At 29.5% G+C, this 14,430-nt stretch carries 10 protein-coding genes; 8 read left to right on the top strand and 2 right to left on the bottom strand.

From position 1 onward, the window contains the following. Nucleotides 1-109: 109 nt before the first annotated feature. The 6 genes from E0F91_RS14350 to E0F91_RS14325 all read left to right on the top strand — a co-directional run bounded on the left by E0F91_RS14350 (nt 110) and on the right by E0F91_RS14325 (nt 9,451). On the top strand, nt 110-2,452 hold the full coding sequence (locus tag E0F91_RS14350) for an AAA family ATPase (RefSeq protein ID WP_132067144.1): 2,343 nt from the start codon (nt 110-112) through the stop codon (nt 2,450-2,452). Nucleotides 2,453-2,524: 72 nt separating this feature from the next. Further along, nucleotides 2,525-4,000, top strand: coding sequence for an AAA family ATPase (locus E0F91_RS14345; RefSeq protein ID WP_132067143.1), 1,476 nt, complete (start codon nt 2,525-2,527; stop codon nt 3,998-4,000). Further along, nucleotides 3,993-4,829, top strand: coding sequence for a hypothetical protein (locus E0F91_RS14340; RefSeq protein ID WP_132067142.1), 837 nt, complete (start codon nt 3,993-3,995; stop codon nt 4,827-4,829). The genes E0F91_RS14345 and E0F91_RS14340 overlap by 8 nt, the downstream gene beginning before the upstream one ends. 96 nt (nt 4,830-4,925) lie before the next feature. After that, complete coding sequence (locus tag E0F91_RS14335; protein WP_132067141.1) at nt 4,926-7,178, top strand: nSTAND3 domain-containing NTPase; 2,253 nt, start codon at nt 4,926-4,928, stop codon at nt 7,176-7,178. A gap of 90 nt (nt 7,179-7,268) precedes the next feature. Beyond that, nucleotides 7,269-7,628: a hypothetical protein gene (locus E0F91_RS14330; RefSeq protein ID WP_132067140.1), complete on the top strand. Its 360-nt coding sequence runs from the start codon at nt 7,269-7,271 to the stop codon at nt 7,626-7,628. Between the two features lie 95 nt (nt 7,629-7,723). Continuing rightward, on the top strand, nt 7,724-9,451 hold the full coding sequence (locus E0F91_RS14325; RefSeq protein ID WP_132067139.1) for a hypothetical protein: 1,728 nt from the start codon (nt 7,724-7,726) through the stop codon (nt 9,449-9,451). Nucleotides 9,452-9,511: 60 nt separating this feature from the next. Here the strand turns inward: E0F91_RS14325 and E0F91_RS17785 are convergent, their stop codons facing one another. Then, the gene (locus E0F91_RS17785) at nt 9,512-9,655 is read right to left on the bottom strand and encodes a hypothetical protein (RefSeq protein ID WP_165930143.1); all 144 of its coding nucleotides are present in this window, start codon (nt 9,653-9,655) and stop codon (nt 9,512-9,514) included. 1,009 nt (nt 9,656-10,664) lie between these two features. Then, nucleotides 10,665-11,891 (bottom strand): site-specific integrase, encoded by a 1,227-nt coding sequence (locus tag E0F91_RS14320; protein WP_132067138.1) that lies wholly within the window; start codon nt 11,889-11,891, stop codon nt 10,665-10,667. 376 nt (nt 11,892-12,267) lie between these two features. Here E0F91_RS14320 and E0F91_RS14315 point away from each other — a divergent pair, with 376 nt between their 5' ends. Then, nucleotides 12,268-13,470 carry a site-specific integrase gene (locus tag E0F91_RS14315; RefSeq protein ID WP_132067137.1) on the top strand — a complete coding sequence of 401 codons (1,203 nt, stop codon included), beginning with the start codon at nt 12,268-12,270 and terminating at the stop codon, nt 13,468-13,470. Nucleotides 13,471-13,693: 223 nt separating this feature from the next. Beyond that, nucleotides 13,694-14,422 carry a hypothetical protein gene (locus E0F91_RS14310; protein ID WP_132067136.1) on the top strand — a complete coding sequence of 243 codons (729 nt, stop codon included), beginning with the start codon at nt 13,694-13,696 and terminating at the stop codon, nt 14,420-14,422. Nucleotides 14,423-14,430: the final 8 nt, after the last annotated feature.

Below are 14,430 nucleotides of genomic sequence, written 5' to 3'. Positions count from 1 at the left end.
CGTAAAAACGTTTATTGATGGGATTAATTAATACCCTAGCAAAACCTCATTAAAAAGATGTCTTTCTATTTTGTCTTTAATTAAGAGTAATTAAATCGAGTACACAACAATGATTAAAAGGATTCAATATATAAAAAACTTCGGTGTTTATAAAAATTATAGACATAGCGGAACCTTACCTGATTTCAATAATAAAAATATGATTTATGGTTGGAATTATTCTGGAAAAACAACTCTGTCAAGACTATTTTCATTCATGGAAAATAAGAAAACCAATTCCGAAGAATTTCCTGATATTGAATTTGAAATTATATTAGAGGATGGTACAAAAATAAACCATTCGAATATAGATTCCTTTCCATTCAATGTAAGGGTTTTTAATTCTGATTTCATCAAAGATAATTTGAGGTTCGATTCTGACGACAAAAAAATGAAAGGGATAACTTTCGACATTGGTAAAAATGCTCATTTGCGACCATTAATTGTAGCTAATGAAGAATATATAGCCAAAGCGAGATTAAAGATTACCGATAATTCGGTTTTTATAAATAGGTTTAACGAATTTTCAGCTTCAAAATTTACCAATCAGGCTAGAATAATAAAAAACGATCATTTCAACAGTCTAATTGAATTTAATAAGGGACATTTAGAAAGATTAATAGGCACCAAAGAAGAGGTTCTAAATAATATTATTTTAGATCAAGCCATATTAATTAAAATCAAAGCTGATTCTATTTCAAAAAATGACAAAGACAAAATAGACATAGAGGAATATGCTAATAAATTGAATGACTTAATCCAAAAAGTAAGTGATTTTATTAGCAAAGAGCCCAAAGCAGCCACTCAGGAAGAAATTCTTGACGATGATTCGGATTTGTATAATTGGGTAAGAACAGGTGTCAGATTACACGAATCAAAACATCTGGAAAATTGTGCTTTTTGTAAATCCGATTTAATCCCGGAGAGAGTAATGAACTTAAATACTTATTTCTCAAATGAAGCAGCAGTTTTAAAAGATGAATCTGTAGAATTAATAAATAAAATTAATGCTGAAATAGAATATTTTGAAAAAATTGATATTCGAAACAAAAGTAAGAATGATTTAAATGAAAGCTTACAATTAATATTTGAAGATTTAGTACGGGAATACTCTACTGTTTGCAAAGAATATTGTTCTGTTCTAAATCAACTAAAATCAATAATCGAAGATAAATTGACGAATTCTCTATTTGTCACCAAAACTTTACCTGAAATGAATACGGAAGTAGAATCTATTTTATCGAAATGGATTACCGATGTGAAAAAGGTATTTGAAGAACATAATCAAATAGTAGAAAATTTTAAATCAAATCAAGATAGCGCAAGAGATAGCTACAAAAAACATTTAGTTTCGAAATATTTAATTGATGAAAATTACTTTGAATTCAAAAGAAAAAAAGAAATTGAAGAAAAATATCATCAAATTTTTAATGCTCGTATTCTAGCAAAAGAAATTGAAAACAAGGAGTACTCTGACCAACTTCAAAGTATCACCGCGGGTAAGGGTGAGCTGAACATGTTTATTAAAATGTTTCTAAAAAGAGAAGATATTAAGATTGATGTTACTTATGACAATCATTTCGTATTAAAAAGAGGGGATATCATCGCGAAGAATTTAAGTGAAGGTGAAAAAACTGCAATTGCTTTTTCTCACTTTATGGTAATGCTAGATAGCTTATTTGAATCAGGTAAATTATTAGAAACAATTGTTTTTTTTGACGACCCAATTTCGAGTTTGGACGCGAACCATATTGCTCAAATCACTTCATTGATTAATTCATTCTTCTTCAGAAAAGGAATTGATCCGGACAATCCAGCTAAAGTGATAGATTGCTTTTTGCAACTTTTTGTGTCAACACATAATTTTGAATTTTATTCTTTCTTAAGAGACGCTAACAATATTAAACGGAAGAAAAAAATACCAACAGAACAAGGTACCAGAGAGGTCTCCGCTTGCAATTCGTTTTTTATTAAAAAAGTGGCGATTGATTCCTCTATAATAGAAAAAATGCCATCATCTTTGGCTAGTTATAAGTCGGAATATATCTATTTATTCTCTCTGATTTATAATTTTTTCGAGTCAGATTGTAGTATACAAAACCCAAATTACATATTAATGCCGAACGCAGTCCGTCGATTTTTAGAAATTTACACCTTAATAAAACTACCTGGCAACAAAGGTGAAATTGATAGTAGAATCGTTGAACTTGTCGGAGACGTAAATGAACTTAAAATTTTGCATCACTTTTCACATTTTACATCTTTTGAAAAAGCAACAAGACACGATGAATTGATTTTAAGATTACCGGAAGTGATAGCTGATGTTTTTACTTTGTTGGGTAATGATATGACACATTATGAATCTTTATGCACTGCGATTAATAAAACAGTTTTTATTGTTGAAAATTCTTAAAATACAATAAGTAGACTTGACTTATCAGGTTTCTATTTACGCTTAAATTCATAATTGTCTATATACTTAAATATGAAAAACATAAAATTTCACATAAATCCTGAAAATATTCAAGAAATTCAATCCCCCTTTTTTTTATTAGAATATGATAGTTGGGATGATTATAGCAGAAGAACCAGTTTTGAACTAATATATTTTAACAAACAAAGGAAGCGCTATAAAATTGGATATGTTAAAATAATGCACGAGTCGGAATTTAAAACTTTAAATATAATTGATAAGGTATTTGATGAACTTTCAGAAGAATTTTGCTCTTTAGGACAAGATATGGAGTATTATACTACTCTCTACAATGTATTAGGAAAAGAAGATTTTAATGAAGCCTTAAATAAAATTAATGATGTTGCATTTTATAATGCCTTAGCTGACAAATTTGAACATTATTCAAATTTTAGAGTTTCATTGATTAGAAATAGTGAAGCTCAAAAAGCATTTAAAGAAGCTAAATCAATTATTTATGGTTTACCTCAAGAACAAAATTTTATTTTTACTTATAAATGTGATTTAGATCATACAGATGGAGACCATACAGTAAACTTCAATTTTGGAGACAGTGAAAATTTGCCTAATCGGATGATTTCTCTAATTGGAAAAAATGGTACAGGTAAAACTCAATTTTTGGCAAAATTTGCTTTGGATTTAAGTGGTCAATCCAAAAGCAAGCTAAAGGATGACACTTTTACTCCCTCGAGACCCTTATTCAGTAAAGTAATAGCAGTTTCTTACAGTGCTTTTGATAAATTTGCAAGACCTCAAAAGGACAAATCGTTTAGTTATAAATATTGTGGATTAAAAGATGAAGACGGCAGATTACTGTCTGGTCCAAAATTAGTTGAAAATTACAAGGAATCTGTAGGATTAATTCTTAGCAAAAGTAACAGAGCGCTAACATGGTTCAATGTTATGAAAACTATTCTCGATGAAGAATTAGCTGATTTATTTTACACTGAAATATTTGAAAATGAAAATTATGAAATAGTAAACAATAAAAACTCTAAATTATTAAGTTCGGGACAAAGTTTTTTAATGTACGTAATTACTGAGATATTAGCTCATATTAAGAAAAATTCAATTTTGCTTTTTGATGAACCTGAAATGCACTTACACCCAAATGCAATTGCAAACTTTATCAGAATGATAGAATATATTCTTCAAAAATTTGATTCATATGCAATTTTAGCAACTCACTCTCCAATCATTTTACAGGAAATTCCTGGGAGATATGTAAACGTTTTTGAAAGACAAGGTAATGTTCCAATGGTATATAAATTAGGAATCGAAAGTTTTGGTGAAAATATAGATGTCTTAACCGAAAAAGTTTTTAAAACAATGGAAGTTGATGACAATTACAAGCATGTACTTAAAAATCTTAGCGAACTACATTCATACAAAAGTGTATTATCCATTTTTGAAAACAAATTAAGTCTGAGTGCGACTACATTTTTATTAAACCAATACGAAAATCCAGAGAAAGAATTAAATGCGTAACCTGATACCTTTAAATACTGTCCCAATAGATGAATTTGATTTGATTCATAAAAGTAAACAAGAGCCTGCTCATACTATTTTACAGGCTTTAAGGCCAACAATTTTAAATAGATATGGTAATTATAAAGTAGAGTTTGATAAAAACACCTTGCAAAACTTACCGAGCCAAGTCTATACTCTACAAGAAAAGAAATATTTGCGGAAATGTTATTCTGACTCAACTAACGCTTTAGATAAGTTAATTGCGAGAATAAAAGAAAACCAGCCGAATTATTTACGTTCGGTTTGCCAATTTTGTGGAATAGATACAGACAATACAACAGATCACTATCTACCACAATCACTTTTTCCCGAATTCTCTGTTAATCACTTAAATTTATTCCCTTGTTGTGCTGTTTGTAATCCAATTAAAAATGATTATTGGATTAGTCAAGACCCTAATTATACAGGTATAATTAATCTTTATACTGATATATTACCAACACAACAATTTCTTTTTGCAGATGTTAGATTTTTCAGAACAAATGTGATAATTAAATTTCGTATTGATAACCCAAATGGTATAGATTCAGATTTATACCAAGTGATTGAGTATCATTTTAAAAGAATTAAACTTCTTGATAAGTATAATGATAAAACAGGTAATATTTATCAAAGGGTTCTTAATTCTTATAAAGGAAAAACTGTTTACAGAGGCAAACCCGATTTAATCCAAACCAATCTATTACAAGAAGTTAAAAATCATTTTAGCTCATTTGGAAGAAACCATTATGAAGGAATTTTAATGGAGGCCTTAGCCAACAATAATGTCTTTTTAAATTTATTTTAAATTGAGGTAAATACAATCTCCGATGCTGATGTAATCCCATAACGGTTTTGTGACTTTCTTATATATCAACTAATTTTTTAAAAATTTTATCCCAATATGAGCAATTACGATTTTTTAAATCTTTCACCATCAGACTTTGAAGATCTAAGTAGAGATCTATTGCAGAAGGAATGGCAAATTACATTAGAAACATTTGCAAGTGGCCGTGATAATGGTATTGACTTAAGATATTCAACTGCAAATGATGAAGAAATCATCATTCAATGTAAAAGATATTCAGATTATAAATCATTTTTTTCTAATTTAAAAAAGGAAAAAGAAAAAGTTTTTAAATTAAAACCAAGAAGATATATTGTCTCTACTTCAGTTGGTTTGTCTCCAAGTCGTAAGGATCAAATAGTAAATTTATTCTCCCCATATATTAAGTCTACAGCTGATGTTTATGGTAAAGATGATATAAATAATTTAATTTCCAAATACCCGGAAATTGAAAGACAGCATTTTAAATTATGGCTTTCGAACAGCACGATATTGGATAAAATTTTGAATAGCAAGATTTATAATCAATCAAACTTTGAAATCGAAACTATAAAAGAAACGGTAAATGTTTATGTCGATAATGAAAGTTATTATAAAGCAATTGAAATCATTAAAGACAAAAAATATGTTATAATATCTGGTATCCCTGGAATTGGAAAAACAACTTTAGCTAGAGTATTAGTATTTCATTATTTAGCTAATGGTTTTGAAGATTTTATTTATTTATCAGACTCAATTAATGACGGATATACTTTATATAAAGAAGGGCGCAAACAAATATTTTTATTTGACGATTTTTTAGGAACGAATTTCTTAGAAAACAAATTAAGTAATAATGAAGAACAAAGGATAGTTAAATTTATAGAGAAAATATCTAAATCCAAAGACAAAATAATAATATTTACGACCAGAGAGTATATTTTAGCACAAGCCAAACAAAAATATGACGCATTCAATAATCAATCTTTAAAATTTGCAAAGTGCATTATTGATTTGTCTCAATATACAAAATTGGTAAAAGCAAAAATTTTATACAATCATTTATATTTTTCAAATATCCCTGAAAGCCACATCCTTAACTTATTGGATAATAACGCATATCTCAAAATAATTAATCATCGAACTTATAATCCGCGAATTATTCAAACGATAACAAACGATGATTTTTGGAAAACTATTGACAGTGATAAATTTTCAGAAAATTTTTTAGAATTTATCGAGAATCCTCAAAGTGTATGGAAACATGTTTTTGAAAATCAAATTTCTAAACTTTCTCAAATAATTTTAGTAAATCTAATGGCTTGTGGGAGTCCTATTTTACTTAACGATCTAAAGTTGGTGATTCAAAATTTTGCACGACACTTTAATTCTAAATATGGTATAATATACAGTGAAATTGAATTCACCAAATCAATTCGTGAATTGGAAAATACTTTTATAAAAACGGTCAAAGACAAGGATAATGTATTTGCAATTGAGTATCAAAATCCATCGGTTCAAGATTTTTTAGTGTTTTATTTTAGAGATTATTCAGACTACATCACTGACATCTTAGAATGTACTTTATTTTTCAATCAAATGTTTCGGGTTTTTTCTTTTAAAAACGATTTTGGCTATTCAGTACAAACCAGAATTTTATTATCAAATGACAATATTAATATAGTTGTAAATCGCATTATAAATGAATTTGATGTTTTTAAATCTTCTACTCTCAAAGGATCAACATACCATCGTTTCTACAAAGATGATTTGTCTATTTATAACCAACTCGACACATTAAGATATAGTATCAAAATCGATGAGATCCCAGAACTTGAAGATTTTGTTAAAAAAACTCTAGTACATACTATTAACACTCATAAATTGCAAGATTTCGAATTCGATAGTTTTATAAACTTGATTGAGGGATTTCAATATGATATTGAATTTAATGCTTTTGAAATCATTAATGCCTGTTCAGAACATGTAACGGATATAAATGAATTAGATACTTTTGAACGATTTGAATCTGTTTTTTTTGATTATAGTAGTATTGTAAAAGATGACGAAAATATTAAAAAGAGAATAATTACAATATTAGAATTAGAAGCTGAGCACACAGAAGAAGATTTTGAAGAAACTAAGACTGATTTAATATCTCGTGCACAGAAATATAATATTGATTATTCAGATATAGAAGCAATTATTGAAAAGAAAATTGTAGACAAAAACGAGAATGATGATATCGATTGGAGTGCTGGCAATAAAAGTAAGAACAATGATTCTATTGACGACAAAGAAATAAAAAACATATTTGATAGTCTAAGGTAGAAAGAAATAGTTCCAAAAGAAAACTGGGATAAAATCACTGACAATCAAAACGATACAGGTGATATTAAATTAACTCCTCGTACACAAACAGTGGCTAAATCAAATGTATCTTTCTCAATACATGGCATAAACTACTCAGGGGGGTTATTTTCTGAATACAATTTTAATGCTAAAAAAACTACGTTGCTTTGGCCTTTCCCTATGCTAATTGTTTTGGATTTAAATGGAATTAACGATTTAGATCTCAATTCAGCTAGAAATAAAATTGTATTAAATGAACTATGGCATTCTTTTAAACAAAATCTTGCATTTATTATTTGCAAAAAACTATCAGAAAACTTAAAGGAAGAATATGTATCAACATTATATAGTCTGTTTCGGGAAAATTCAAAAAACAATAATTTTTTAGTTGGATTAGAAAAATCTCAGAAACTTTTAAAAAACCAATAACAATAAGAAAAGCATCTAAGGGTAGCTCGGTAACTTCTGAAATATATTACTTTTCAATCTGTGATGCTTTTCCACTTTACGATTTAGCCAAAAACATGAACGATCATATAGAGAAATTATCCAAAGAACTGAAAGATTATATTAGAAAGTACAATCATCAAAGTTTTGTAGCACAATGTTGCTATCTATGCAATGCTCATTGGCGAACACAGAGTAATATAGTGGAGCTCCATTCTCCTGTGAGACAATTAATGTATCTCATAAGTTTATATCACAGTACAGACTTCAAAGGAAATAAACGATTTGAGGCCTACGGTGACGAGTATAAAAATATAGTCCGTCTGTTGAACGCTATAGAAGACTGTTACGTCAGTACACCAGAAAATCTCATAACTCAGGATTATACTGAGGAAAGTTTAAAATGTCTGTTTATAAGCAACAGTACTTTTCTGAATTATTATCTAAATGCATCATTAAGCTATTTTGAGCAGGATGTTGAACGAATCAGACAAACATTCAAACATTTTGAATCACATATTAAAGATGAAACTGGATTGGAAATTCAGGATTTTATTGATTTTTTCTTCTTGATAACAAATCTGGAAATCGAAATATATAATCAACATTTCAACCATAAATACAGTACGGAAGAACATATATTAATCATCAAAATGCGTGAAAATCCTACCTCACTAACAAATGATGAGCTGTTACAAGTTAGTTATTTAGCGGAAAATGGCGTTCTCGGATTAGGTATAGCGATCAATAAACTAAAGGAAAGTATACCCTCAGAAAAAGTACATAAGTTACTAGTAATATTTACGATGATTCCAAATGAAAATGAAAATTATCTTTATTATACAGATACCTGTGATTACCTATCTAAACCATTGTTAATGACAGATCCCGATCACATTGCTCTTCTATATTCAAAACAACTCATTACTGCTATATATGATTATCTTTTTGAGCTGTGCAAGGAAGCAGATAAAAACGGAAGAAAGGTTCTTATGAGAAGAGAGAATTATCTCGAAGATAAAACGCACGAAGTATTTCGTGACTTTTTTGGTAAGGAAGCAAAGATTTACAGCAACTACCAAGTCAATGGACCTGAAAAGGATTTGCTTATACTGAAAGGAAAATACGCCTACATTATTGAATGTAAGGCCAACAAATATAGAATACCTTTTCGTGACCCTATAAAAGCTTATGATAGGATTAATGATGACTTTAAGAAATCCATAGGTAAGGGATACCAACAGGCCAAAGAAATCGAAGATTTATTCAACGGTGACGAACCCTTTGAAATCAAAAATGAACGCGGTAAAATTCTTGAAACAATCTACCCAGCAAAGTTCATTGAAGTATTCACTATTGTGGTCACTCAAGAACGATTTGGGCAAATTCAATGTGACCTTAGTCATCTATTGGAAATAGATGAAAACGATAATTTTCCTTGGGCGGTATTTATTGATGACCTTGAAACCTTTCTTATAACTTTAAAACGAAAAAATAATCACCTCTTTGAATTTCCTGCATTCCTATTGGAAAGAGAAAAATTACATGGAAGAATGTTTTGTTCTGACGAATTAGAACTATGTGCCTATTTTCTTTTTGATCGCGATAATTTTTTAAAGTATTGCAACAGTGAAAACTTCTTTATTTCTAGTCCGGACGTGCATCAGTTCTTTGACCTTTTATATTATGTAGGTTTTGGCTTCAAAAATGAATTGAATATTTCAGATAAACTAAAAAGATATTCCCCCGAAGCATTACATGTTATCAATAAAAATAAATTACAAATTCCTGAATCGTTTAAATAAGGTTCGCTTGTCTCCAGACTAAGATATTACACCAGCCTTAAGAAATATATAATTATCGGATTATATCCGAGTGGTTTTGTCTTTCTTGCTTAATATTCGATAGCTTTTCACGGTCAAAAACAAAGCTTCATATTCTAATCCATAAGGAACTGCTAGTTTATCTACTTTTAAAATAAGCCTCACGTCAATAAATTCTAAATCCATAATTGGATAAAAATAGTCCAATTTTAAAAGTACTTAAATCATTCCACAAAAAAACAAGGAACTGATTTACATCCATAACAACTATCCTTTTTAAGATAACAACACAATCAAGCGGTCTCCCTACGGTCGCTTCCTTTGTTCCGCTCGGCGGTTCCAGTCGGTCATCGGCAAAAAAAGCCTCCTTCCTCCATTCCACCGACGCAATACGGCTATAAAAAAAACAGCAGCTTAAAAAACAGCAGCTGTTTTGTTTGCGCCATATCGCTCCTCATCTTCACACGGTCGCTTCCTGCGTTCGTCGGGGCTATTACATCCACAATACAGCTTCATTCCGCTACACTCCGCAAGCTACGTTTCTCTTCATTCCAGCAGTATTGTGCCTGTCGCCCCTTGTTTTTTCAGCGGTTGCTCCTTCGCCCAGCCATCAGGGTTGGCTCCGTTAGCACTTTGCCCTAAATCAAGGTGTCCCGCCAAAAAAAGGCGGGAATATTATATTTTTTCCCTGCCGTTACACGCTCATAGCCACTTCTTTTCGCTGCGTGCCTTCGCTCACTTCCCATGTCTATGGTGGCTGTTCGATTGCCGCAACCCCGCCACTGCGCTCCCCGTCCCGTCAGAAAAAGACGGGACTGCGGTGCTTGGGGGTGTTTATTGCCTTTTCACAAGAACTTTCCCGAAAAGTGCTAAACGACAACATACATCTTCTAAAAAAAAATAAAAAAAAGATAGTAAAGTAAAGTTCCTGTTTCAAAAAGTAAAGTTCAAGCCCTTCAGGTTTTTGATAAAATCTCCACCCTTTCGGGTTGTATTTTATCAAAAAAACTTGACTTCTTTTGAAACCTCCACTAATGCGAGGACTTTCTTTTTTTTTCTTTTTTTCTTTGTGAAAATTATTAAGGAAAAAACCGTGGATTGATAATCCTTCTGATTATAAAAAAGTAAGTTTATCGGAAACTATAATTACATTCGTAAAAAGATGAAGTTTTTGTATTTTAAAGTTCCAATAATTTTAAATTAAGTTCTCAAAGGCGAAATCTAAATCTGTTGTATTGAAATCTTCTAAATAAGTTTCAGTTGTTTTAATAGATTGATGTCCTAAGGCTTGCTTAATCATGACGGTATTGATACCTTTTTTTAAAGATATTGTTGCAAAGGTGTGTCTAGCAGTATAAAAAGTGACTTTGTTTTTAATACCACATTGAAGTGCAATAATGTTGAGAAGTTTTCCATAATAATTTAAAACACTTTTTTTTCTACCTCTCAATTCTTCTTTTGTATACAGCTTTTCATCTTTATCTAAAATCGGGAAAATATAATCGGTATCAAATGGTCGATAAATTTTAAAGTAGTTTAGAATTGTTTTCGTATAACTATTATTTGGAATTTTTACATTTAATTTTACTTGCGTTTTATTTCTAATATACGAAAAACTGCTTAAATCAACATTTTCCCATTTTAACTCAGCTACATCTGTGAAATTCATACCTCGGCAGTAAAAACTAAATAGATAAGCATACAATGCTTTCGCACCCTCTTTGTTTTCAGATATGTCATAGTCCAGTAATAGTTGTAAATCATGTTTACTTAAAGCTTTCTTTACTTTACTAGATTTCAATTTTGAAATTATATAATCTTTAAAAGGATAAAATTCACTAGAAACAATTTTAGATTTTATTGCTGAGTTATATATGGCTCTAATATTGCGCATATATACGCCAATACCACCATCGTTACAGTCATGAGCTCTTAAATGAGATTCAAAAGCTATTAGAAAATCGTAATTAATTTTTGTAAAATCGTAAGTTATAATTGTTGATCTAAATCTCATAAGAGCAGAAATGGTGTCACGATAGGAACAGCTTGAACTTATTTTTCCAGATTCTTTTAATTGAAGTTTTCTCTCCTCAAAATAAGCAATAAAGCTTAGTTTTTTAACTTCTTCAGGTCTAAATAAAGAGTCAAATGATTCAAGAGAATAGTTATGACCTTCCTCAATCATTATATTTAATATTTTAGAAGCATCTTGTTTTATCGAATTTAATATTCGATTACATTGTAAATAATTTGGGAATTTAGATGTAAATTCATTTGCTTTGTTGTTCCAAAATTTTGGTAATACATTGTAAGGGGTTTTGTAGAATTTCGATTTTCTGTTTATCGTTATTCTTAAATTAATTGGAAAAGTGCCATCATTAAGCATTGTTTTTTTTAGGATGATTTTTACACTAGCTTTCATTTTTAATATTTTTAAAAGTTCAACATACGTACAACAATTGCATACATGTTGTGAAGCAGGATGAAACAAAAATATTTTTTAAAAATGATAAATAGCTATAATACAGTAGCTTTGAAGCTAAATGCAATTAAATACAAACATTAATAGTCTATCTCATAATCAGGTGGTCCCTGGTTCGAGCCCAGGTGGGACCACACAAAGCACTCTTTTAGAGTGCTTTTTTTGTTTAAAGTCCTTATTTTACAAGGGTTTACGATTTTTTGATAAAAAAGATTATCATTAAATATCAGTCTTTTTTCTACCAGTTTTCTACCCGATTTCTACCCATTTTATCAAAAATCTTTGTTTACATTTGCTTTAATAAATTGCAAATATTATGAACAAAACACGCTACACGGCTATATATAACCGTAAAAATCAGCTAAATACACTCGGCAAATCTTTGGTGCAAATTGAGTGCTATTTAAACGGGAAAAATAAATATTTTTCTACCCAAATTTACATTGAGCCAAACTACTGGAACAATAAAACCCGAACGATAAAAACGGATTACCCCAACGCCATTAAGCTTAATAAACAAATTGCCGAAAAAATACGGGATTTAGAAAATTTTGAACTTGACAAAATCAATGCGGGAAAACCTTTTAATTTGGGAATGCTAAACGATTTTATGAAAGGCGATGCAGTAAGTTCCTTTACGGAGTTTATGGAACTGGAAATTGAAAAAATGAATTTAACAGAATCCACAAAAAAGAACCACCGTACTACACTAACAAGATTAAAGGAATTTAAAAAAGTGATCTATTTTGAGGATATTACATTTGAGTTATTAAACGATTTTGATTGTTTTTTGCGTAAAATTCAAATCACTTTTAAGGATAAAGATACACCACCAAAAAAGCTAATGCAAAATACGATTTGGAAATATTTTAAAAATATGAAAACTTATGTAAACCTAGCAATCAACAAAGATTTAATGAATGTACAGCAGTACCCATTTAGAAAATTTAAAGTAAAAACGGGAGATAGTAAAAAAGTGTTTTTAAGCCCAAACGAAATAGAACAATTTGAAAATGTAGAACTAATTGGAGAAAACGCAAAGTATCAAATTGTAAAAGATTTATTTATGTTCTCGGTTTATACTGGATTGCGTTATAGCGATGTTTTTAGCTTACAGAAAAAAGACATTGTTTCCATTGCTGGTAAAGATTGGCTTATAAAAACAATGGAGAAAACAAACGAAAGTGTACGAATTCCAATTTATGCTATTTTCAACGGCAAACCCACTGAAATACTGAATAAATACACAAATTTTGGATCCGTTTTCTGTTTTTCAGAATTGACAAACCAACACTGCAACCGACAATTAAAAGAGATTTCGAAATTAGCAGGGATAAAAGATAAAATAATAACTTTTCACACGGCACGACATACAACGGCAACGTACTTACTTTACAAAAACGTATCAATTACCACAGTACAAAAGATTTTAGGACATAAAAAACTAGCCACAACCCAAATTTACGGGCATATTATGGATGCAACCGTAGAAAATGAACTGATTGCTATAAATTTTTAAAAATCCAGTTAAACCGCAAAAAAGACTACATTTGTAGGGTCAGGCTCGTGGGTCGGGCAAAGCTCGGGCGGTAAATATTTATTATTTATCGCCCGTTCGATTTTTAAGAAATAAATCTATTCAATAAAAAAATATCCGCATTTTGTTACAAAAGTATTTTTACTGATTAATTAGGTAAAACTATTTTGTTAATTTGCGGTACAAATACCAAAATTGCAAACCAATGAGCAAAACCAGTAAAATAACAGTAAAGCATTTTTTAAATACTAATTTAAAACCATATTTAATTAATGGAGTAAAACACTATAGTATTTATTTACTTTTAGTTGCATTTAGACAAAATACAAAAGTAAAATCAATAACTTTTAATGAGTATTATAGCGAGGAAAATTTTAATGAAATTTTCAATTCAACAGATGATTTTGACAAGGATTTAATTAATAATGAAATCAATGCTATTACATTAATTTCTGAAATTGTCACTAAAGAATTGAAGGAGTTTGATACAGCTTTTATAACTGCCTATTTTAAATATTGTACTACGGTGTCTATTTCTAATTTAAACGAATATTATTATTTAACCACCGCCAAAATACAAGATGATTTAATAGATTTTAATTTACGTGATTTTATATTAGAAAACAACATTCATCAAAAAACACTTTTTAATTATTTTGGAAATACGATGCAAAAGCAATTTCAAAATTACTTAAAGAAAAACTTAAAAGTAAAAGACTTAGAAAATATAACAATGCTATTTAATACCGCATACTTTTATGAAAGTTTAGAAGGATTTAAAGAAAGTATTTCAAAAACAAAAAACTCTTATTTAATTGATAAATATGACAAATCATTTTATCTTATTTCCAATATAAAACAAAAAATAAATAATGACTACTTTACCAAAAAGCATGGTACTGATGATGAAATATTTAATAAATATTTAAAATAAAAAAAATA

It is taken from the genome of Flavobacterium sandaracinum, assembly GCF_004349135.1.
In the GTDB taxonomy this organism is placed as follows: Bacteria; Bacteroidota; Bacteroidia; order Flavobacteriales; family Flavobacteriaceae; genus Flavobacterium; species Flavobacterium sandaracinum.
The sequence above is the reverse complement of the archived record's forward strand: the minus strand, read 5'-3'. Positions and strand labels throughout refer to the sequence as shown.